Here is a 24,003-nt window from a genome sequence, read left to right as displayed (position 1 = left end):
TTACCTTCGCTTCAAAATATATTTGCTTCCACCTTTTTGGGCATCATTTAAAAACACTTTTATATATTCATCCTTACCTATTTCAAAAGACTGCATTTCATTTTTCCCAACATGAAAATTAGCTGGGAACTGAAACTTTAAGCCATCATCGATGCCTGTTGGATATGCACCTTTCTTTTTAACATAGCAAAGTGTATCTTTACTTATTGGTATATCTACAAATATAATTAATTGAACATTTTTCATTTTTGAAAATAATTTTTTATGCTCCGCAATGTCATATATAATTTCAGGTTTTCCTGTACACACTGTAATTTGATTATCTTCATCTAATTGTTTTATTAAAATTACATCCAATTTTTCTTCTTTTGCTGGAAATACAATAAACTTATATTCATTTATATCTCTTATTTTTTCAACATATCCATTGAATTCCCTGTATTCATCCTTTGTATACAGTTTTACATTTTTTTCGTTTATATTAATCTCGTCTATATTTTTAGAGTTTCTTTGCTTAAATATATAAACAATATCAGAATTTCTCTGCCACCTCCACGTTAGTGTTAGGATATTTTCATCAATCTCTGCTTTTAAATCCGTTATCCTTCCATCCTCTGCATTTAATTCTCGTATTTCCAAAAAATCACCCCCGTATTCAGAGAACAGAGTACAAAGTACAGAGGACAGTGAAGGTTGATTTTCTGCTAACGCAGAAAATCTAAAACCTAATGTGCTGCCGCCAAAACCTGCAATATCTTCACATCAAAGCTGAATTTATAAGTTCAAAGATTTATCCGATGCAAGGAAGATAAATCCTCCTTCACTCTACTCTCTACTCTTTACTCTGCTTTAGCTAAAGCTGTGTCTAGAATTTTTATTGTCTTTTCCAAAGCTGTGCAAATTTACTTCTCCACTTCTCTTTTTACTAAAAGATTTTCTTTCTCCACTGCCTTTTTCATCATAAGCCTCACGTGCAAATAAGGTAAATAAAACTGCTATTACTAAATCTGCAAAAAATCTATACATCGTGCCATGCCAAGATACATTGTTAAAACCAATTTCAAGTATTAACCCTGCAATTATTCCAGCAACAATTCCTCCTATTATGAATCCTTTTAAGAGATATTTGTTATCAAGAACAAAACTAACAGCTGAGGAAATTAATACTGCAATTAAAGTTATAAAGAAAACCCTTAAAAATCCATAAAATATGCTTCCTTCACGAATTCCATTTCTTTTATCATTTAAAATTCTTTCTTGTCTATCTCTATATATTTTAACAAAAGTATTTTTTATATCCTTAACATCTTTTACATTATAATAGTCCCCACCCGATGCCTTAGCTATCTTTTTAAGCATATAAAAATTATCACCACTCGACATTCCAACTGTATAAACTGGTATTTCATTATCATTATAAGGTTTCATTGTTTTATCAAACTTATTATCTAGATTATAATTGTCTCCTCCATCGGAAAGCATTATAACCATTGGATTTCTGCCACTTTCTTTGGACCTAGTTATTTCGTCATAAGCCATATTAAGTGCTTCACCCATATTTGTATTTCCATATGGATTTCTATACTCTTGAAGCTTATTTATTATATCTTCTTTAACAGCTTTGGTGACATAGGACATCTCTTTTACCTTTGCTGCATGATCGTCAAATTTGTATACCGCAGCCCTATTTCCACTGTTCATGCTATTTAAAAGGTTATTTACTGCATCAAACCTTTCGTTATTAGGATCTGTTTTAGACATACTTCCAGAGGTGTCTATAAGAACTACAACATCATTTATAATTTTATTACTTTGTTTAAAAGATAGCTCGTACAAAAATTGAAATAATGTTCCCGCTGCAAAAGTTACTACTAAAGTACAGGGAATTAAAAATTTAAAGGATAAGCTGACATAATCCCTTCTCCACTCCTGTCCATTTATTCTTGGATGAATGACTTCTGCCAATAAACACATTAATCCTACTAAAAGAGAAAGTATTCCAAAGTACAAGCCTATAAGTAAACTGTGAGGCATTGTGTACTTAAATGAATCCATAAGTATTTCCCCAATTACAAAAGCCACTGCCCCACCAATTGCACTCATTAAAACCATAAGCCAATTTATTTTTAATTTCATAAAACTTCTCCTTATCTATACTTCTCCATGAAGCTTATATCCTTCTTTTAAAGCCTCTTCATAATATTTAATGGAGTTTTTATAATATATTAAATCCTTTATTTTAAAACCTCCCATTAAAGTAAGTTTTTCAATTCCAGTTGCCCTTCTCTCATGAATATATCCTATTTCACAGCTTTTTGATTCCTTATCAAAATTATATACATATTTTATAAAATCACTGCTGTAATCGCCAAAGAAATACTTTTCCTCATACTTTGTAACATTATAATCAATTATAAATGCCTTTGGAATAGAATTATTTTCAAGTATAGTGCATAAATTTTTAAATATTTCATCCTTAGTTGATATTTCTCTATTGTAAGCTGCAGTTGATATATTGGTTCTTTCACTTAACTCATCCTCAAAAGCCATTGAAAATTCATTTTCTGTAAGTATATATTTTAAACATATATCTTGAAGCTTATATAGCATCTCATCTATTCCAGTTTTAATTACGTCATACACGCTTCCTACAAATTCTTGATTGAAATAAAATCTTTTTCCAAACTTTTCTTTAAGCTTTGATAATTTTTCTTTTACTATGCTTTCATAATATTCTCTTATATTTTGGCCTATATAGTTATCATTTTCCTTTATAAGCTCTAGAGTATAACCATCGATTTTTTCTTTAGTTACAATTAATTTTTCTATCAATTTACTAAAAAATGTGTTTAAATTTGAAAGTTCCTCCATACAATTCTTAAGATAAGTACAATTTAACTGCATTTTAAGCATTTCTATTTTTCTAAGATATACTCCATTAAATATCTGATTTTTTATATTTCTTGTAATTTCGCCTTTTCCAAGCACTGCTTTTAAAAAAGGGGGCCTTTTTATTTCACTTTCATATATCTCATCAATTTCGCTCTGAAGCTTTTTTATAGAAATTTCATATTCTTTTATTCTTTCGTTAAGCGTATCTATTATTTCATCATCTTTAGTACATAAATATGCTGCATACACCCCAAGCGTAGGATCTTTGGATATTTTTTCTATATCCTCACTTATTTCTTTTCTAAAATTTACACCACTTAATTTATTACTTGCATATTTTTCAAAATTTGCTTCATAGAACTTTTTGCACATATCATCGTATAGTTCTCTTTCAGCTTCTTTAATAGTTACTCTACCGCCTTCAACTCTTGAGCTTACAGTCATAATTGCCATCATATCTTCTACACTTTTGTCTCTTGGTATAAGATTTTCTATTTCCTTATTAACTGCTTCCTCATCCAATTTAAGCTTCAAAAGCACATCTGTTTCTTTTATTTCAGAAGTATCCTTTAGTGTATTAAACATATCTTCATAAACGCAAGAAAGTACTGCCATTGAAACAGCACTGTTTGGTCTTTTTATAACTGCCAGTCCTGCTGTAGCAAGTGTAAGTTCCCCGCTTTCATCAGATATATTTCTTTTAAATATGTTATCATCATAAATTTTATTCTTTATGTCATAATAGCTTTCACTATTTATCTTTCTATTTTTTATAAAACTTATATATGAAATTATATTGTAATTTTCTTCCAAACTATTCTTAGTAACTATACCCTTTTTATTAACATCACTTAAAACATAAACAAGCTCAAATATCTGCTTACTCCATTTTACAGCTAATTTTCTATTTCCATCGAAAACTTCTATTTCTTTTTCATAATTAAAATTATTACTTTGAAAAATTTTCATTTCTTTAAAGAAGCTTACTGCCAAAGCTCCTCTATGAAATTCATCATTCTCATCTTGAATTTTAGTTTCTACAAGAGTATATAAATCGCACGCTGTAATTAAAAAATGCTGCATAAGCTTTGTTTTAATCAATATCGTAAGTTCTGGAACTAAAACATTAAGTTCGTCATCTGCCCTTGTTACAACGTCTATGTTGATTTTTTCAAAGCTTGAAAATTCCTCCCCATGTTCCAATATTTTATTTTTAATTTTCACTATTTCTTTGTTTAGATTGATTAATATTTCATCATCACAATACAATTTATCATATATGTTTTTCCTTAAATTTTTAAAATCTTCTTTGTCATATTGAATATTAAAATTAAATACATTGTTCCCTTCAAATTTTTTTTCAGAAAATATATTAAAAAATAAAATTCCATCTCCGTTATCTATAGTCTTTGTTATATGTAAATAAATTTTTTTAGAGGCTTCAATAACTTTATCTCCTAAGAATACAAAAAGAACGGGGTTTCTAACACTTCTCTGCTCATCACTCTTATGTGCTTCTTTATCCATATCATTAGAATATTTATGCGTAAACTCTTCAAATAATTCTTCCATAAAATCACCCTTTATTCAGAGGACAATTGACAGAGTACAGAGTACAGTGATGGTTAATTTTCTGCTATCGCAGAAAATTTTGCAACTTAATGAGCTAACGCCTAAACCTCTATTTTTACTCAGCAAAGCTGATTTTATAAGTTCAAAGATTTATCTGACGTAAGGAAGATAAATCCTCATTCACTGTACTCTGTACTCTGTACTTTGTACTCTGTTATTCTAGCGTCTTTTTAAGTTCCTTAACCTTATCAAGCATAACAGAATAGAAACTATAAATTTCGTCTCCATTTTCAAACTCGAATTTTCTGTATTCAAGTTCATTTAAATATTTGCTATAGTTTGATACCATTTCGCTTATCTTTTTGTAGATTATATCCGGACCTTTTTCTTCCATGGAAAGATCGTTGAATCTCTTTTCCGCCTTCGCATTTATTACGCTAATTTCTTTCTCTTCGAGTTCTTTATATTTATTATAAATATAAAATTCAATGTATTCCTTTTGCTTCATTATATTTAAGAAAGGTGGTACATCTGTTTTTTCACTTTCATCCTTGTCATAAATATAAACTATTCCCTTTTTACATATTGTATCCGTGTAAAGTGCCTGTAAAAAGTCATTTATTATCTTGGTTTTCTTGTTTATTTTTGCAACATAAGCTTGCAGTTTGTTTATTTCTTCTTCTATTGAAGAATATTTGCGTACTTCTTCCTTTATTAATTTTATAAGTCTTGGAGTTCTTAAAAAGCTTTCTTTTGCGGATACCTCATCTCTACTGTCAAATATAAAGTACTTTTGATTATCTGAAAAATCTACCCTTTCAAGGCTCTTTTCTTTCATTATTTTTCTAAGTTCCATTAAGCACTTATTAATTTCACCAATACTCGGAGTTTCTCCTTCTTCTATTCCAAGCTCATATTTTTTAATTACACTATTTACATCAAAATCTTTAGTTATTACACATTTGTATTTTGAACTTAACTGAGAATCTGTCATAACTATGCATTCATATTTTACTGCTTTGTCAAAAAGTTCTCTTATGTCATTATTATGGTTTCTCACTCTTTCATTGTCGTAGGTTACTCCCCATGAAGCTTCTGGTATAGGTGATGGTAGATATGCCCAGTTGTTGTCCCTATTTTGAACTAAGTGTCTTCCTATTCCATCTTGCTTAAGTATTGTCTTTTCATATTCCTGTTCATATTGCTTTATTGGAGCATATGAATAAAGTGGCACTCCAACCTCTGTATTGAGCCAAAATATTCTATTTGTAACCTTGCTCTGTCTTACATTAACTTGGTTTCCGTGAGTTGATGTCATTTTATACTGTTCTATACCCTTCTTGATTCTTGATGTTCTCATAGGCACAGAAACCATATCCCAGGATGGGAAAGTAAAGCTTGAGCCAGCATCATTAAGCTGGAACACAGGCACTGCATCATCATCAAGTTTAGGAGCTATAGTCTTTCTAACAAAGTCCTCTATTGATTTTTCTTCACCATATTTCATTACTATAAACTCTTCCATGGATTTTGTTATTATGCTTTCAAATTGATCAGAAACAAATTTTGAAATTGATCCTGTTATATCAACCTGCTGTTCATCAATCCATTTTTGTGATTCCTCTAAAAGTGTTGATGTAAATCTTCTTATAACCTCGTCTGCATCTTGACTGTCAACCATATCATCTATGGATTTAACTACATCTGGAACCTCTATTACATTCCAGTAGTAAGTTTTTCCTCCAACTAAATTATTTTCTTCATGAGCTTTTACAAGTATATCCGCATCTTCTTTAAATATCTTGTTTAATTCATTAAGTATTTCAGTATAAACATTGTATATTACATTGTTTTCATGACTTATTATTTCTATTACTCTGTGATAAAAATCTATCATTCTTGAAAGCTTTTCTTCATCAGCTCTTGCATTGTATTCTTCTATTTTTGCTTTTATATAATCATTTTTCTTAGTTTCTCTTGATAAAAGAGCCTTTCTTGCTTCCCCAAACTTGTCCTCTGCTCTATTTTTAAGCTCTGAAATTAATTCTGGCATACTTCTTCTCTTATCTTCAAGACCTTCAATTATAACTTCAACAGTTTTTATAGCGTTAAAGCCTTTATCTGTAAAAAGCATTCTAGATGCATAAAATGGTCCTTTATTTGCATCCTTGAACATTCTATCTATATTTTCTCTTATAATTTTTGACATTTCACCTGGATACTGATAATTTACCTTAGCATACTCATCAATTGCTTCTCTCAAATATGCTGAAAGTTCATCATCTACATTAATTGACTGCTTTTTTATTACATTGTCAAAATTAAATTTTTCTCTGTTTGCGTAACCTGATAATGGCTTCTTTCCAAACAATTCTTTTTCAAATCTAGCTTCTATAGAATCTGCGTCAAGCTTAACAATTTTTATAAACTGGTCAACTTCCTGCTCTGTAGGAGACTTTTCAAACATCTTGTTCATCTTATCAAAAAGTCTGCAGCCAAGATAAGTTGTTATTTCCTCAATAGGAAGCACTGCTGCAGAAGCTCCTATTATAACGTATTTATAATTTGCTTTATATGGCTTTGGCATTTGATTTATAAGTGTTGGCACATTGCTTAGCCAATCGTGTATTGCAAATTCTTGTCCAGATTCTCTCTGTTCATTTGATATAAAGTTTGTTATTATTTCTGCTGTAACATTCATAGAATACTCGTAGCCATTTTCAAGTATCTTTCCCTGCTTATTTGTAGCAGATATTAAATGACAAACGTCAAAAGGTGCTGAAGGAGAATCCACTTTAAAGTTTTTATAATTTTGTACAAACCTATCTCCTCTTTCAGGTATGTTCATTAAATAGTCCACTTCTTTAAGTGCAGCATAACCATTTTTTATTATGTAGCTTCTAGCATTTATTTCTGGGTTTTTAGACAAATTTACATCTGGAGTAAATAAATATCCAAGTACATTTACCTTGTCTATTCCCTGATCTCCAAACTTTTCTTGTATGAGTCCTCTTACTAAATATGCAATATCAATAAAGCTTCCGCTTCCTGTTCCACCTGAGATACCTGTAAGTATAAATACTTCAAGCTTTTCGTTGGTGTTTTGCATTACATTCCATATTTTCTTTCTTATGCTTTCAACAACTTCATTTATTTTTGTAAAGAGTAGAAGTCTACCTGCCTGCCTATTTCCATTTGCTCCCTGCATACCGTCTGATATGCTAAGTTCAGGTGAAAGCCATTCTTTTATGCAGTCATCTAGTATTTCTCTATCATTTAATATAGAACCTATTTGAGCATTTGATAAAAGCACTAATTCACTTTGAGGGTCAAGTCCTATTCCTCTAAAGTTTTTATTTTTTTCATATGCATTGGTTTCAAAAGCAAGGAATTCAACCCCATTTGGTTTTTCCTTTCTCACCTTTGTTATTTCGTCCTCTGGAAGATTAAATCTCCTGTTTATTTGATACTTTACTCTTAAAAGGGCATCTATTCCTGTTCCACCTATACCAATAATAAGTACAGGATTATCTATCTTGTCTATACGGATTTTGTCACTTATAATACCGCCGCCGGTCATAACATCAAATTCTCTTATTTGTTCTCTTACTTTACCATTCACTATAAACACTCCTTTGTTCAAAGTACAAAGTACAAAGTACAGAGTACAATGAATGTTAATTTTCTGCTATCGCCGAAAATTTTATAACTTAATGGGCTATCGCCCAAACCTACCTTTCACCAAAAGTGAATCTATAAATTTAAAGATTTGCCTGACACAAGGAAGGCAAATCCTCCTTCTTTGTACTTTGTACTTTGTACTCTGTACTTTGTTTTCTAGTCTGTGTAAAATTCCATCGAAACACTTTTTTCAACTTTATTTAAACAAACAACTATTCTATCTCCATTTAATATTTCTGTATTTTCTCCCTTTTCAACATTTCTTCCTGATTTTTTTACAATGCACTCAGATTTATTATCTAATATTAAGCATTCATTGCCAAATCTAAAATATAGGTTTTCTGTCTCGGAAAATTCTTCTTTTAAGCTTAAAACTTCATATAAACTAAACTTGCCGGTATAGCCTTCGAGAAGCTTGTATTTAGGAGACATTACTTCATCAGTGCTTTCATCTCTTACCTCCAGCATAACTCGTCCAAAGCCTTTTCTTATATTCTTTTTAATTGATTTTATTATAAATAAAGCTAAAAGCAAAGCAATTAAAGCTGCTACAATTATTATAATTATCTTTACGGTATTTGATTTCTTAGAACCTACTGCTGTACCGTTTTTCACAGTTATTTTTACTGGACTGCTTTCTCTAAAAAAGCTATTTCCATCAAGCTTAACGTTAACTTCATAATTTCCTTCGCTGTCAAACTTATATTTTCCTGTAAAATCATTTGAATTCTTAGTCAAGTCAATTTCCTTTGCATCATTATCCTTTAAATTTTTAACTATAAGCTTTGCATTTACGCCATTATATACACTTTTATCAGATACCTTTTGTCCACTACTCATAAGATAGGCAGAAACATTAACACTGTCACCTTTATTTATTGAAGTTGGATTTATGCTTGTACCTACTGTTAAATCATAATTGTATATAAAACTTACTTTTATATTATCTCCACTTATGCCCTTCACTTTAAGCGTCCAATCACCCTTTTCTGGTTTTATGAGCTTAAGCAGTGTATACTTTTTTGATGTTGATAAATAGGCCTTTTGTGATGGAAGTGCCACTCCTTTACCTTTATTATCAACAAGCTTAACTTCCAAAGGCTTACTGGAAAGCATTGATATATTTGCCTCTGCTACATCTGAGTTAGGAATGCTTATCTTAACATCTTGAAAAGCTCCATTTGCAGTTACTCCACCACCATCTTGAACCTTTACTTTTGAGTTATCAGCATATATATCAGTAAGTATCTTAGGTAAATCTGCTGCGGTATTTGTTATATAGCTTTTACCACCAGTACTCTCGGATATATTTGAAAGCTGACCTTTATCCACAGTACCATCATAATTAAGTCCTATTGTGTATATTTTGTACCCCTTACTTTTAGCTGTTTCTATAGAACTATTTAAATCTTTTTCTGAATCAGCTTTACTTCTCTCCGGATCATTTTTTCCATCAGACAAAAGTATTATAACTGGTCTGTGTCCACTTTCATGTCCATTATTCATCAAACTTACAGCTTCTTTAAGCCCCAAGCCTGTATCTGTTTTTTGTCCAAGTTGTATTCCACTTGTCATATTCTTAATGTTTTCTTTATCAGCTTTTGAATTCACAGCATCCAAGCTATGCTCTCTAACGATATTATCAGAATAAGCTACAAGTCCAAATTTATTTCCAGAATCCTCACTCATATCTAGAAACATTTTAATAGCCTCTGTTCTGATTTCTTCAGGGTCACTTTCTTTCATTGATCCACTGGAATCAAGTAAAAACACAGTGTCCAAATTTGAATGTGAAGTACCTTCTGCATAAACTTCTGGTATGTATAAAGCTTGTATTATAACTATTAGCATAACTAAAAGCAGCTTATAACCTTTTTTTAACGACATTTTCATAAAACCCTCCAGAACTAATTATATCTAAACTATATCATACTTTTTGTGTCAAAATTCTTAATAATTTATTACATATTTCTTGTGATCCACTTAATTATTTCTATAGTATTATTATCTAACCTTGTTTCAAAAAATTTGTAGTTTGTAAAATTATTATATATCTTATTTATAAACATTTCTTCTCCGTTTTCTATAAGAAACTTTTCAACACCTTTTTTAATATCGATATTGCTGAGCATATCACTTTTTGTTAAAACAAATGCAGTTGGTTTTTCTATCATTTCCCCAGGTCTAAAATTATAATTTCTTTGAAGATTTAAAATAATTGTATCCAATACATCACTTAACATATAACTTGGCTTATTTAATGCATTTGCATTTGCTGCAGCAAAGGGATCAATTATAAATATAAAACCACTGTTATACTCATAATACCTGTATTTCCTTAAACTTTCACTGCTTGCAAAATCCATACCCTTTGTTTCAACCACTATAATCTGTTGTTCTTTGCCTTTTTCATTCTCAATTATTGTTTCATAAAAATTTTCTTTCGTACCATTTACTCTTTTTTTCAAGCTGCTATTTTCAAGGAAAGTGCTCTTGCCACTTCCTTCCCCTCCTGTTACTACAATAACAGAGGAAGGAACTTCAGAAAGTTGATTTTCATTTCCACATGTAGGGCAAAGTATTTTTAATTTTCGTTTTCCAAAAGCAGTCACAGGTATTTTATATCCACAGCTGCATTCTATATTAAGTATGCCATTAATACTAGGTTCAAGGCTGTGATATACAGTTCCACATTTAGGACACACGTATCTAGGTTCACTGTATTTTGTAAAACATTTAGGACATATATTATAATTAACTTTATTGTACATGTATATCCTTCCAATAAGTTTTACAAGCTCAGCAGCTGCACTCTTAAAAAATTTAGTTAATATTTTACTGAAAGGTATATCCTTATTTTTACTTGCATTTTCACTGGCTTTACCTGTTATCCTTTTGGGTAAAATAATTATTGCTGTAACTACATAGAGTATACATTTACCTATATTTAAAATTATAGAAGATATAATTTTATCAAGTGGCTTACACATAATCATAATAACTTTAATTAATCCAAATAACAGTGCCACAATAAAAAATTCCTTAATTACGGCAATCACCTTATCCCCCTCCAATTATATATTAAAAAACACAGAGTTTTATTTCTTGTATATTCTTTGTATCTTATTAAAAATCGACTTTCCCTGTATGTTTTGCTTTGATGCTTTGTAAATTTCCTGCCATACTTTCCGTACTTCCCTTGTTTCCTCGCCTTTTGTTGTATTTTCAATAGTTTTTTGAATGTATTTATCATAATCTTCAATATGAGTTATATCTCCCCTGCTCACATTACTAATTATATTTTTTTCTATGTCTTTAAATTGATTTTTAGAAAACAAACCTTGATTTTTTATCATAAAGCAAACAAAATCCAAATAAATTTTATTGCTCCCCTTTAAATCAAAAAGTTCCTCAATAGCTCTAATGTAATTATTAAAATATACAACCATATATTTGTCATACATAAATATTTTTTTCATTTTCATATGTGACAAAATATCATTTAACTTAGGGCATACCATTTTAAACATTAAATTCAAAAAATCTTCATATTTTTCTTTACTAATGCCATCAAAATTAAAAATATCGTTGTTGCACAGAAAATCCTCTACAAACATTCTATCATCATAGAGTAGCTCCACACATTCAATCATTTCCGAAATATTGGGACTAACATTTATATTGTATAAACACTTTATATTATTAATCTCAGCTATAATATCTCTTTCATTTTCCTCTGGAACCTTAATTGAAACTAAATCTTGAAACTGGCAAACTAACTTTTCTGCAATTTTTTTATCCAAGCTTTTTTCAAGCTTTCTTGGTTCAATGTATTTAGTAAGTGTTTCATAAAAGCTCATATTAAAATCAACTTTAGTAAAATCACAAATAAGCATTTCTAATACCTTAGAAAAATACTTATCCCTATAATCTATATTTTCATCAAATATATTAGTACAATAACTGTTAAAATAATTAACCTTATCACTTGTACTCATAATTTTATATTTAAATGAAAGTATTAATATATTTGCACCGTATTCTTTTTCGAGAGTCTTTTTAATTATCTCAGCTGCTTTATAATAAGAAATCTCAGATAAAATTTCACTATAGCTTGAAATTATGTTAATATATTTATCTCTCGATTGGCAAACTTCATAAGCTATGTTCACTATATTGGAGAAATACTCTGCATAATCATGGATATATCTAAGTATGTAGCTAAATTTATTCTTGTCCCCTATGAGTACTTTAACACACATAACTATAAATTTTTTAAAATTCATATTTTCTCCAAAGTATTTCCATGGTACTGGAGATTTATTTTCCTTTCCAAGAGTCATAAAATCTCCAATTATACTGCAAAAATAAAATTGAGCATGCCTTGCTGCTCCACCTTCAAGATAAACAGCAATATTTCTTAGTCTATCGCCATAAGCTGATTTTGAAACAAAATTTTTAAGATTATCTTCGTTATAACTTCTTATGTCCTCATAAAGCCTTATTATATCTTCTACACTTACATTTTCACCGTCTACTACCATAAAATGAATTGAATCAAAAAAAAATTCATAAGCCTTATCAACATATTCATGCTTTTTAGTCATTTTTGATATTCTAAATAAGAACTTAAAAATAACTTCTGCCATTTTGAGATTTAAATTTGTAGTTATTTTGTTTAAAGCCTCAGCATTAATTGTGCTCATGATTTTCTCAAGCGCATTCTCACTGCCATATTTATTTGCAAAATCTATGGCATTTACCGCATCCTCATCATTTACCTTTTGAAGTCCATTATTTATTATGCTAAATAGATTAACGCAATTATCCATATTTAAATCTATTTTTTTGTAATTAAAAAGTTCAATAAAACTTATGATTGCTTCTCTATAATCTTTTATTATTGTGTATTCTAGTGCAGCTTGTTTCGCAAATTTAGTTTTTAATTCTATTTCACTGTTATCTCCCACTTTAAAATTAAACATATTAAATTTATAATTTTTATTTGAAGTATTTAATTTAACTTCCAAATTTTCATCTAAACTTCCACATAAGAATTCACTATTAGTAAAAGAATCAAAACTATAAGTATTGAACGTTATGCTGTTTGCCATAGAAACTGGCAGCACCATAGTTACTGCTGCAATCCACATATGAAGATTTTTAACATCATCTAAAAAAATAATTTTCTTATCACTTTCTTTAGCATCAATAACACCATCAATTAAATCCTTTAAACACTTAGTTCTCTTTTTTGCAGAAGTTCCCTTTAAAAATTTTTCAATATCGAGAGGAGTTATAAAATCTTCTCTTGAAATATAATTTAATATTGGAAGTGGTTTTATACAGTCTGCATTCTCCTCTTCCTTTGTAAGTTCATCTTTAAAAACTTTTGAATTATAAATTTCAATAGGGTAAAAAGGCAGCTCCCCCTTATCCCATATAAGCACATGGCAAAAATAATTTCCAAACCTTCCAGAGTAATCTTTTCCTTTATATTTTATTTTGCAAACACATGCTTTTTCATTTTTTAATTTAAAAAATGAAAAAGCTATTGGGAAAAGCTCTTTTATTTCTTCTTCCGTTGGATTGCTAGGGAGGCTACTTGGTTGAATGTAATTACAGTGTTTTTCTATTTCTTGCCTTTCTTCTTCGGTAATTCCTTCAGACATAGAATATGTTTGGAACCCCATTCCAGAAGTAAGCCCTTTTTTACAAGATGTATAATACAATTGATATATCTTCATAGGCAAGAAGATCACTTCCTTTTTTCAGCCTTTATGAGTTTGTGTTTCCAAAGCAGCCATAGAAAAGGATCTTCTACTCTATGAGGTCTTAATTTTAATATTTTATTACTTTCTGGATTACATCCAAGTGCCGTAAGTCCAAAGTATGCATAATCTTTAAAGTTAGCACTTAACTGATTTGTAAAGTTAGCTCCTCCCCATTCGTTTACTAGAGCCTCCATAGTGTCATTTACATCCTCAAAATCTGCTATATCAAATTTTCCTTCTTCTACATGCTTACTAGGGTAATTAATGCAGCATGATTTTCCTATTATCTCTTCCAAAGCATCAATTTTAGAAAATGCAACGGCAACTGGTATATCTATGGTTTTCTCTAAGCTTATATCATTTGCTTTTCTTATTAAATTTGCTGTTCTTGAAAGTAAGTCTTCTATTTCTATATTTTGTTCTGGAAGCTTCATTTCATTTGGCATCTTTTCTCTTACCTCGGGAAGCTGAAGAGGATCTAAAAGAAAAATAATTCCAGAAGAATTGTATATATACTTATTAACAGTTTTCATAGTATCTTCTTCATTCAAATCCTCACCCGCCGTATCAAAAAATGCTATAGTAACAACTTTTTTTACGCTGTTTCCCTTAATCAATCTTGCAAACTTATTTTTTTCTCTAAAAGAAAGAGTATACAATAAAGGCTTGCTTACACTTTCATCTGCTTTGGCTGAACGCGTTATTTTTATAAGCTCGTTTTTTCTAAATACAGGATAGTAAAAATCATTTCTATATCTTTTTATAGTTGCATCATCTATTGCTTGAAGACTGCAATCAAAAGCTGCACCCATTTCGTTCATTATTTTATCTATTAATACTGCTATATAATGGCTTTTTCCAGCCTCCTTAGCTCCTATTACAGCAAAAACTAAATCCTCATACTCACCAATTGTATATGGAAGTTCAGACCCACAAGTTGGGCATACTTTTGTATTTGATATTTCACCACATTCATCACAATACATGGATTTTGGAATTTCTTTAACTTCACTTTCCCCGTAAAGCATTATCTTATTATCTTTAGCATTTGCACATATTTGTCCATCTTTATTATATTTATCGTTTTTACATACGAAGCCAACTTCATTTAAAGCATGTTTTGTAAAACAAAATGGGCATATATAATAGTCTTTCTTACTGAAATTCATAAATTCACTTCCTATTTAAAATATAATTCTTTTTTTTCCGGTGGTATTATTCTAAACATAGAGCTATTTCTTTCATCATCTAAAAACAATTTAATATACGTATTTTTCTTTATTATGTTAACTGGTAATTCAACCTCTACAGACTCATCCTTACTTAATTTAATATAATCAAACTTATAAATTTCTTCTCCGTCAGACTTTAAAACAGGAATATTCCCCTTTTTATCAATAAGTACTGTAGGTGGCATATTAGCTTCTTCAACTGAAGTCGAAAATATTATACTTATGGTCTTAATACCGCCAAACAATCTTTTTTTAACATTTAAGGTGTAGAAAATTTCATTTGGAGCTTTACTTACAATAAGTCTTTTCTTGCCTTCAAGGTAGGTTATTTCACCATCAGTTTCAATAATAGGGAAAACACAAAAATAATAACTTTCATCTTTTATCTTATGAATTGTAAACTGACCTATAGCTTCTCCGCAATTTTTTTCTACTGCTATTTTTACGGCACTACTATCATCAACCTTTGCTGGAAATTTATCATTCCTATATAAAATCATTACCCTGTGGACACCATAAGGCCAATCCCAGTCTATTGAAAGGTGATTGTACTTAACCTCTCCTCTTATTACTTTTATATTTTCAGGTAACCTGCCAGGCTCAATATATTCCACTTCTTTTACACCATATGGGACTTCATTTAACTCCTTTATTTCTTTAATTTTAATATCCTCATCAATTTCAGTATCTTTATTATTATAGCTTTCTTCATTTTTAAGCTTTAAAATGGCATCTTTTATTTTATTTCTGTCAATTCTTATTGTATCATTAAGACTAGTATCTTCTTGATTTCCGCTATTTTCTTTAATTTTATATTTTTTAACATCATCTGTTTCTTCCGAACACTTTTGTATATATTTTTCATCTTTTGTAAGTTTTGAAATTTCCTTTCTTATTTCCTCTTCCGTAATCATAGGAAATTCCTCTTTAAAGTTATTTATTTCGTCTTGCGTAATTTCATCTTTTACAGATAAAACTACCTCTATTTCATCTCTCAATTCGCTAATTATCTTTTCTTTATTTTCGCACTGCAATAAATTCACCTCAAATCAATACACTATGTTTTTAATTATAATTTCATTCGGATTGCTTGTCTACTTTATCATAGTTTTAGAATTAGATAACACAGGCACTTTGACAACATTAATTTATTAAATTTTCTTTAATTTTTAATAAATACGTATATTAATTTAATTAGCATGAATTTTTTAGGTTTACTTATATAAAAAGTGCTTTAAATCACTAACTCCTATGATTTAAAGCACTTTTATCCATTTCATTTCAAATAAAGCTAACTTTGCTGCATGCTCATTTTTTTATTTTATCTTGTATAAGTTTATTATACTGGTTTAGCGCTCCATTTAAAATCTTGCTTGCTGCTACCACTTCAGGATCTATTAAATTTCCTTCATGTTCTTCGATTAGTTTTTCCAGTTGGCCCCTCAATATTTCTATATCTTTTAATAAATCTTCTATTTCCGACATATCATTCACCTCTAAATACTATTCTATCCAGAGGCATACAAAATATTTATTTAAAACATATACTTATTTAAATATCATTTGATATATTTTCACCATTAGCCTTATTATTTCTAATGATACTATGTTTAACCCCATATAAAAAATATATAACTAAACCTAATACAAGCCAAATTATAAATCTTAACCACGTAGCAGGTTTTAAACCCAGCATCAAATAAACGCAGAAAATTATTGTAAGAATAGACGTAAATGGAACCCCAGGACATTTAAATTTTCTTTCTATATCTGGCATAGTCTTCCTTAAAACCATGATTCCTAAAGACACTAGTATAAACGCAAATAATGTACCTATATTACAAAGTTCCATTATTATATTAAGAGGAACAACACCAGCAAGAACGCAAATTAACACTCCAGTAATTACTGTACATAAACCAGGAGTACCATGTTTTTCATTCACATGAGAAAAAACCTTAGGTAAAAGTCCATCTCTTGACATAACCATAAAAATTCTAACTTGTCCGTACAAAACAACTAAAAGAGTAGAAATCATTCCTATTACCGCACCAACTCCAACAAGAGCAGATCCCCAACTTATTCCGATATAAGAAAGAGCCCCTGGAAGCGCATTGTTTATATCAATCTTATTAAACGGTATTATACCTGTGAGTACTAAAGCAACAGACATGTACAAAACTACTACTACACCGAAACATATCATAATACCTCTTGGAACATCTCTTTCTGGCTTTTTAGTTTCTTCTACCGCAGTTGCTATAGCATCAAAACCTATAAATGAGAAAAATATTATGGACGCAGCCGACATTACACCGCTTACTCCATAAGGTGCAAAAGGATGATAATTTACCACTTTTATATGAGTCATTCCAAAAAACACAAACAACAGTATTATGACTATCTTTAATCCCACTATTAGATTGTTTACCTTTGCACTTTCTGAAACACCCTTATATAAAAGTAAAGTTACTGCCAAAGTTATTAAAACAGCTGGCAAGTCTACAATTCCTCCAAGCATTGGAGTTTTAATAATAGCATTTGGAAGCTTTATTCCAAAGTTACTAAGTATTCCAACAAAAGTTCCGGACCAAGCAGACGCTACCGCTGCTGCAGCTACTAAATACTCAAGCATTAAATCCCAACCTATTATCCACGCTACAATTTCTCCAAATGCAATGTACGAATATGAGTATGTGCTTCCAGAAACCGGGAACATAGAAGTAAGTTCTGAATACGTAAGTGAACATAATCCACTGGTTATTGCTGCTACTAAAAAAGAAATTATAACTGCTGGGCCTGCAATTTTCGCTCCTTGACCTGTTGCAACGAATATTCCTGTTCCAACAACACAACCTATGCCAACTGCAGCAAGATCAAAACTGGTAAGTCTTTTCTTAAGCTCACTTTTATTGGCATCACTCCTAAAATTAGACACTGTTTTTTTTCTGAATATTTCCAAAGATGTCTCCCCCTAACTTAAAGATTTTCAAAACCACAACATATATTTATTCAATACTTATATTGTAATTTTAGAAATTTAATATATTTTTTATTTTTTATATAACATATTATTATTTTTTATTACATTTTAGTATAAACCTGTGCAATAGTCAATAACGTTATAATTTGTATTTAATTTACAATTAAGCCAAAATAGCACCATTAGCTGTCTTTAATTTTATGGATAATTCAATGTATACTTCATAATATTCTATGTGGGTTTTTATTCATAAGCAAAAGGAGCTGTCGCACTAAAAAAGTTGCGAAACAATCATAATAGTGAAAGGTTTTAACTTCACTTTAATTGGTTCGCAATTTTTTATATTTAGTGCGACAGCTCCTAATTTTTTATCCTACTTATAAAACATCGTATTATTGGCAATAGTCAGTATTTCATTTCAATTTTTTAGCTGCCTTTTTTAATTATATAATTAAATTATCTTATTTTGCTTAAAACATTAAATTGATCTTTAAGCGAAACATACAAATTTTTATAAACCTCATAGTATTTTTTATAAAGTTTGCTATTTTCCTCATTTGGCTTTTGAGTACTAACTCTTTTTATAATGTTGTCACAAGCTTCAGGTATTGACGAATATAATCCAGCACCTTTTAATGCTAATATTGCAACTCCTAAAGCTGGTCCTTCACTAGAATTAATGGTTGTAATTTCAGAATTAAATATATCAGCTTGAATTTGTCTCCAAAGTGCACTCTTTCCACCGCCACCAGATGCTCTGACTTCGTTTACATCGGCTCCCATACCTTTTATTATTTCCATGCAGTCATTTAAGCTATATCCTACACCTTCCATTACTGACCTTAACATGGCTCTTTTGTCATGTCTAGATGTAAGCCCAAAGAATACGCCTCTTGCAAATGGATCAAGATGTGGAGTTCTTTCCCCCATAAGATATGGTAAGTATATTAATCCTTCGCATCCTGCTTTAATCATTGCAGCTTCTTTATTTAAAATATCATATGCATCAATTCCTGAAAGGTTAGCAGCGTACTTTTCTTCTGTACAGAAATTATCCCTAAACCATTTTAAAGATAATCCTGCTCCCTGCGTAACACCCATTATATGCCAAGTGTTTGGAACTGCATGGCAGAATGTATGAACTCTACCTTTTTTATCTATTGTAACCTTATCAGTATATGCAAACACAACTCCTGAAGTACCTATAGTAGATGATACTACACCTGGTCTAACAATTCCATTTCCTATTGCACCAGCTGCCTGATCTCCAGCTCCACCTACTACAATAGTATCTTGCGTAAGTCCTGTTAATCTTGATGTTTCCCTATTCACTTTACCTGTAACTTCTTGTGATTCGTATAGTTTTCCAAGTAAATTCTTATCAATTTCAAGTTTATCTAAAACTTCATCACTCCATTTTCTATTTGGCACGTCTAAAAGCTGCATGCCACTAGCATCAGATACCTCGCTGGCAAATTCTCCAGTAAGCATATATCTTATATAATCCTTAGGCAAAAGTATTTTTGCAGTTTTTTCATATACTTCTGGTTCGTGCTTCTTTACCCACATTATTTTTGATGCAGTAAAGCCAGTAAGAGCTGGATTTGCAGTTATCTCTATTAATCTTTCCCTTCCAACCCTTTCTGTTATATCGTCGCACTCTTCGCTTGTTCTCTGGTCACACCATATAATAGATGGTCTAAGAACCTCTCCATTTTTGTCAAGCATAACAAGACCATGCATCTGTCCAGATAATCCTATTCCTTTAACATCGTTAACATTTACATTACTTTTTGAAATCACCTTTCTTATGCTAATTACTACAGCATTCCACCAATCCTTTGGATTCTGCTCTGCCCAACCTATTTCTGGTTGAGAAAGGGGATACTCCTCAAGTGCACTTGCTATATTATTTCCACTCTCATCAAATAGTACTGTTTTAGTTCCTGAAGTTCCTATATCTATCCCTAAAACATAAGCCATAAAGACTCCTCCTTATATTATTTTTTCTTCTATAGAAAATGCTGATGTTATAGGGAGTAATGCTGCTCCTATTACAGAAGAATCTTTTTTGAGCTTTGATGTAAGAAGTTTCATATCCCCCTTAGAATAAAAGCTATTTTCTATAAATATTTTTTCTTTAAGTTCTTTCATATAATACTTTTCATATTTGCTTATTTCTCCACCTAAAATTATATAGTGCGGATCTAAAATAAGCTCAATATTTTGAATGCCAATTGCAAGCATGTTAAGATAATCATCAAAATATTGTTTATATCTCTCATCATCAGAACTCAATGCTTTAAAAAACTCAAATAAATTTTTTACTTTTTTATCACTTATCTCATTAAATCCATTAAGAAGTGCCTTTTCAGAAACATACATTTCCCAGCATCCAGTTTTACCACACTTGCACCTTCTACCATTCGGCATTATTGACATATGCCCAAACTCTCCTGCTCTTTTATTTTTTCCCTTATATAAGCATCCATTTACTACAATTCCTGTACCAACTCCACTAGTGATTGAAATATAAACAAGATTTTTATCCTCTTTTACCACGCCAACACTAAGCTCTGCTAATGCTGCTGCATTTGCTTCGTTTTCTACAAACATTGGCATATTAAAATAATCTTCAAATTCTTTAAAATTTACATTTTTTATTCCAATATTAGGTGCAAGCTCTAAAAGAAACTTTTCTTCATTTACAGTTCCCGGAAGTGAGAAACCTATACCAAGTATTCTTTCACTTTTAATATTTTCTACTTTTAAAGCTCTTTTTACACACTCTGATATTTCTTGCATAATAGCCTTAAAATCCTTAAGACCATCAATTAAAAATTCTTCATCATATTTTATTTCAAGATCTAAATTTGCAAGTACAACTCTTGCTTTTTCTGGATTAATATTAACTCCAAAAGAATATCTACTATTTTCAAGAAATTTTACAATAACAGGTTTTCTTCCACCTGTTGAATCTGCCACTCCGTATTCCTCTACAAGTTCATCTTTTATCAATTCATTTACATTTGATATTACTGTAGGTATACTTATATCCAATTCCTTGGCAATAATTTGCTTTGTAAGCTTTTTCTTCTTATAAAGCAAATTTAATATTCTACCTTTATTCTGATTTCTTTCCACATTAAACATTCTTCATAACACCTCATGACAGATTATAATCTAAAAGTTGTCCATAAACAATCACTAATTTTTAAAATATATTTCTAGACAAACAGTTTTAATATTATTGTCTATAACCTATATCATACCCCCTAACGGTTTATGCTTATATTTTATCATATTTATAAATCTTTTTAAATACATTTTATAAAGTATTTTTAATAAGTTTTACTAGATAATTTATATAATTCTAAATTAAATTTTTCACTAAACAATTTAATTTGAAATGATATAATTATATATATTGGTTTAAAGGAGTATCGCTATGAATAAAAAAAATGATCTTAAAATTGTTTCTCCTAATATCTCGGAGAATCTCGATAAAATGTATGATAATATTTTACTAATAGAAGAATCATTTATTGACTTAAAACTTATTGAAAATGCAGAAATAGATAATCAAAGCGCACGAAAAGTTTCCATGAATGAAGTAGTATTTAAAAATGTAATATTTAAAAATACTAATTTTAGTGAAGTTGATTTAACTGACGTTAAATTTGAAAAGTGTGATTTATCAAATGCTGATTTTACAAATTCAATAATGTGCAGAGTTGAATTTATAAATTGTAAAATAACAGGCATCAATTTAACTGAATCGGGTTTGAGAAATGTATTGTTCGAAGACTGTATTGGAAAATATTCATTATTTCGTTTTTCAAAATGCACTCAAATGCTTTTTAAAAATTGCATACTTACAAGCTCAGATTTTTATAAAGCGAATTTTTCAAAAATAAGTTTTAAAAATTGCAATTTAACAGATACTGAAATGTGTGAAACAAAGCTTAATGGAATTGATCTAAGCACTTGTGAAATCGATGGTATTAATGTAACAATAGATAGCCTAAAAGGCTGCATAGTTCGTCCAGACCAGTTAATGTGCTTTGCTGATGTTCTTGGGGTCATCATAAAATAAAAATATTGCGAAGTAATACTGCTTTGCAACATTAAAAAAATTCTATAAATCTAAGTGGTTATTTAAAAAAAGTGGTTGCTTTGAGTTCTAGAAGGATAATGGGCAGAGCCCAAACCCCGCGTATGTTTATACTCGCTGGACGCTCAGACAAATTGAAATATCTAAGTATTTTATGATTTTTTTACCAAGATTTATTAGAATTTTTTTAAATTGTTTCTTCAGCAGTATTACTTCGCTCCCACGGTAGTGCAAGGAAAAAATTTCTCCGTACCTACGGAATTTTTGGTGTGAACTTGTCCATTCATTTATTGATTAACAGTGATTATAGAGTATTTTTCGTAGGGAACCGGAGAAAAATTTACCTTGCATTTCCGGTTTAGCGAAGTAACAGTATTGAAGAGATGATTTAAATGAAAGCTAATAAATCTTAGGTAATGATTGTTAAAAGGCTTAGAAGCTTCAATTTGTTTGAGCCACAGGCGAGTAAACATACACGAGGTTTGGGCTTTGCCCATTATCCTTCTAGAGCCTAAAGCAGGCACTCTCTTAAAATTTTTATAGTTTTCATTTAACATCTCAAGATACTGTTACTTCGCAATATTTTTGCTAAAAGAATCATTAACCTTAAATCCCAAATTAGGAGACAAATCGTTAATTTTTTTAAGAACCCTATCTTTGTCATCACCCTTTAGAGGACTTGGGCAATAATCATTTACATAACTTATAGATGAAACACTAAATGGCAATACCCTAATACTTGATTTTAAAAGCTTGGTATTACTAAAATCAAATTTTGCCTGAAGTACAAGAGTATCTTTGTCCTTTGGATTTGAATTTCCTCCAAAACAAAAGTTTCCAAGGCTATAACTTATTATCTTTCCTTTATAACTTTCTATTCCTTGAATTACATGTGGATGGTGGCCAACTACTAAATCAGCACCATTATCTATAGCATAATGTGCAATTTCCTTTTGCTGAGAATTTGCATAGTAGCTCCCCTCTGTTCCCCAGTGAAAACTTACAACTACAATACTAGCTCCTTTGCCTTTTAAATCTTTTATGTCATTCTTAACTTTGTTCATAGCATCATCATCATAAGTCCATGCTTGATATCCTAAAAATCCTATCTTGTTTCCCTTAATTTCTTTAATCCACTTATTATCATTTCCGAAATAACTTATATTATATTTTTTTAACGCAGTAATCGTATCTTCAAACCCTTTTTCAAGAAAATCTTTAGTATGATTGTTGTCTATATCCACCCCTTCAATTGAACCCTTTTTCAGTGCTTCAGCAAACTCTGGTGGTGCTTTAAATGTATATGTTTTTCTACTTCTAATATTAGAATTTGTAAAAACTGTTTCGAGATTTGCAACAGTTATGTCATCTTCTTTAAAAATATTAACTGCATTTTTAAACAAATAAGAATAGTCATTATTGTGCTTTTTAACTTCTGTAATAAGTGACGTTGATTCATCAAATCTAGGATCTGTTCCTATTGTACAGTCTCCAACTAAACTAATCACCACACTGGTATTAGGATTTCTTTTAGTTTTACCTGCATCTTGTGATGTTGAATTTTTATTTCCCATTTTATTATTTTCTAAACTATTTATGTTTGCAGAGTTTTTTCCAAAGTAACCATACTTATATGCAAATAATAATATTATTAAGATTGATATGAAGCACAAGGCTGTCTGCGCAATTATACTTTTAAACGAATGCATATTTTTATTAATCATAATAACCTCGCCCTCTTCTGTTTATGTATAG

Annotated in this window: 15 protein-coding genes; 1 reads left to right on the top strand and 14 read right to left on the bottom strand. The window is 30.1% G+C overall.

Annotation, left to right across the window (positions count from 1 at the left end):
* The 13 genes from LQK79_RS14785 to LQK79_RS14725 all read right to left on the bottom strand — a co-directional run bounded on the left by LQK79_RS14785 (window position 1) and on the right by LQK79_RS14725 (window position 21,287).
* Entirely contained in the window at window positions 1-639 is a 639-nt protein-coding gene (locus LQK79_RS14785; RefSeq protein ID WP_053241481.1) for a hypothetical protein, read from the bottom strand.
* 210 nt (window positions 640-849) lie between these two features.
* Window positions 850-2,136 carry a vWA domain-containing protein gene (locus tag LQK79_RS14780; protein ID WP_053241480.1) on the bottom strand — a complete coding sequence of 429 codons (1,287 nt, stop codon included), beginning with the start codon at window positions 2,134-2,136 and terminating at the stop codon, window positions 850-852.
* Between the two features lie 15 nt (window positions 2,137-2,151).
* Window positions 2,152-4,464, bottom strand: a complete 2,313-nt coding sequence (locus tag LQK79_RS14775) for a hypothetical protein (RefSeq protein WP_231017050.1) — start codon at window positions 4,462-4,464, stop codon at window positions 2,152-2,154.
* Between the two features lie 214 nt (window positions 4,465-4,678).
* On the bottom strand, window positions 4,679-8,086 hold the full coding sequence (locus LQK79_RS14770; protein ID WP_231017049.1) for a tubulin-like doman-containing protein: 3,408 nt from the start codon (window positions 8,084-8,086) through the stop codon (window positions 4,679-4,681).
* Between the two features lie 215 nt (window positions 8,087-8,301).
* Window positions 8,302-10,032 carry a vWA domain-containing protein gene (locus LQK79_RS14765; protein ID WP_231017048.1) on the bottom strand — a complete coding sequence of 577 codons (1,731 nt, stop codon included), beginning with the start codon at window positions 10,030-10,032 and terminating at the stop codon, window positions 8,302-8,304.
* Between the two features lie 74 nt (window positions 10,033-10,106).
* Window positions 10,107-11,204 carry a GTPase domain-containing protein gene (locus tag LQK79_RS14760; protein WP_231017047.1) on the bottom strand — a complete coding sequence of 366 codons (1,098 nt, stop codon included), beginning with the start codon at window positions 11,202-11,204 and terminating at the stop codon, window positions 10,107-10,109.
* A gap of 39 nt (window positions 11,205-11,243) precedes the next feature.
* Window positions 11,244-13,892, bottom strand: a complete 2,649-nt coding sequence (locus tag LQK79_RS14755; protein WP_231017046.1) for a GAP1-N2 domain-containing protein — start codon at window positions 13,890-13,892, stop codon at window positions 11,244-11,246.
* An 11-nt stretch (window positions 13,893-13,903) separates the two neighbouring features.
* Complete coding sequence (locus LQK79_RS14750; protein WP_231017045.1) at window positions 13,904-15,088, bottom strand: hypothetical protein; 1,185 nt, start codon at window positions 15,086-15,088, stop codon at window positions 13,904-13,906.
* An 11-nt stretch (window positions 15,089-15,099) separates the two neighbouring features.
* Window positions 15,100-16,185 (bottom strand): hypothetical protein, encoded by a 1,086-nt coding sequence (locus tag LQK79_RS14745; protein ID WP_053241472.1) that lies wholly within the window; start codon window positions 16,183-16,185, stop codon window positions 15,100-15,102.
* Window positions 16,186-16,459: 274 nt separating this feature from the next.
* Window positions 16,460-16,636 (bottom strand): aspartyl-phosphate phosphatase Spo0E family protein, encoded by a 177-nt coding sequence (locus LQK79_RS14740; protein WP_231017044.1) that lies wholly within the window; start codon window positions 16,634-16,636, stop codon window positions 16,460-16,462.
* A 67-nt stretch (window positions 16,637-16,703) separates the two neighbouring features.
* The gene (locus tag LQK79_RS14735) at window positions 16,704-18,113 is read right to left on the bottom strand and encodes an APC family permease (RefSeq protein WP_231017043.1); all 1,410 of its coding nucleotides are present in this window, start codon (window positions 18,111-18,113) and stop codon (window positions 16,704-16,706) included.
* 477 nt (window positions 18,114-18,590) lie between these two features.
* Window positions 18,591-20,117 carry a xylulokinase gene (gene xylB / locus LQK79_RS14730; protein WP_053241469.1) on the bottom strand — a complete coding sequence of 509 codons (1,527 nt, stop codon included), beginning with the start codon at window positions 20,115-20,117 and terminating at the stop codon, window positions 18,591-18,593.
* 12 nt (window positions 20,118-20,129) lie between these two features.
* Complete coding sequence (locus LQK79_RS14725) at window positions 20,130-21,287, bottom strand: ROK family protein (RefSeq protein ID WP_053241468.1); 1,158 nt, start codon at window positions 21,285-21,287, stop codon at window positions 20,130-20,132.
* A gap of 295 nt (window positions 21,288-21,582) precedes the next feature.
* On the opposite strand from LQK79_RS14725, the gene LQK79_RS14720 reads away from it, so the two are divergent.
* On the top strand, window positions 21,583-22,230 hold the full coding sequence (locus LQK79_RS14720) for a pentapeptide repeat-containing protein (RefSeq protein WP_231017042.1): 648 nt from the start codon (window positions 21,583-21,585) through the stop codon (window positions 22,228-22,230).
* Between the two features lie 587 nt (window positions 22,231-22,817).
* Here the strand turns inward: LQK79_RS14720 and LQK79_RS14715 are convergent.
* Window positions 22,818-23,972: a CapA family protein gene (locus LQK79_RS14715; protein WP_053241467.1), complete on the bottom strand. Its 1,155-nt coding sequence runs from the start codon at window positions 23,970-23,972 to the stop codon at window positions 22,818-22,820.
* Between the last annotated feature and the right edge of the window lie 31 nt (window positions 23,973-24,003).

Origin of the sequence: Clostridium guangxiense (genome assembly GCF_021043395.1) — a bacterium.
GTDB lineage: Bacteria > Bacillota > Clostridia > Clostridiales > Clostridiaceae > Clostridium_S > Clostridium_S guangxiense.
The sequence above is the reverse complement of the archived record's forward strand: the minus strand, read 5'-3'. Positions and strand labels throughout refer to the sequence as shown.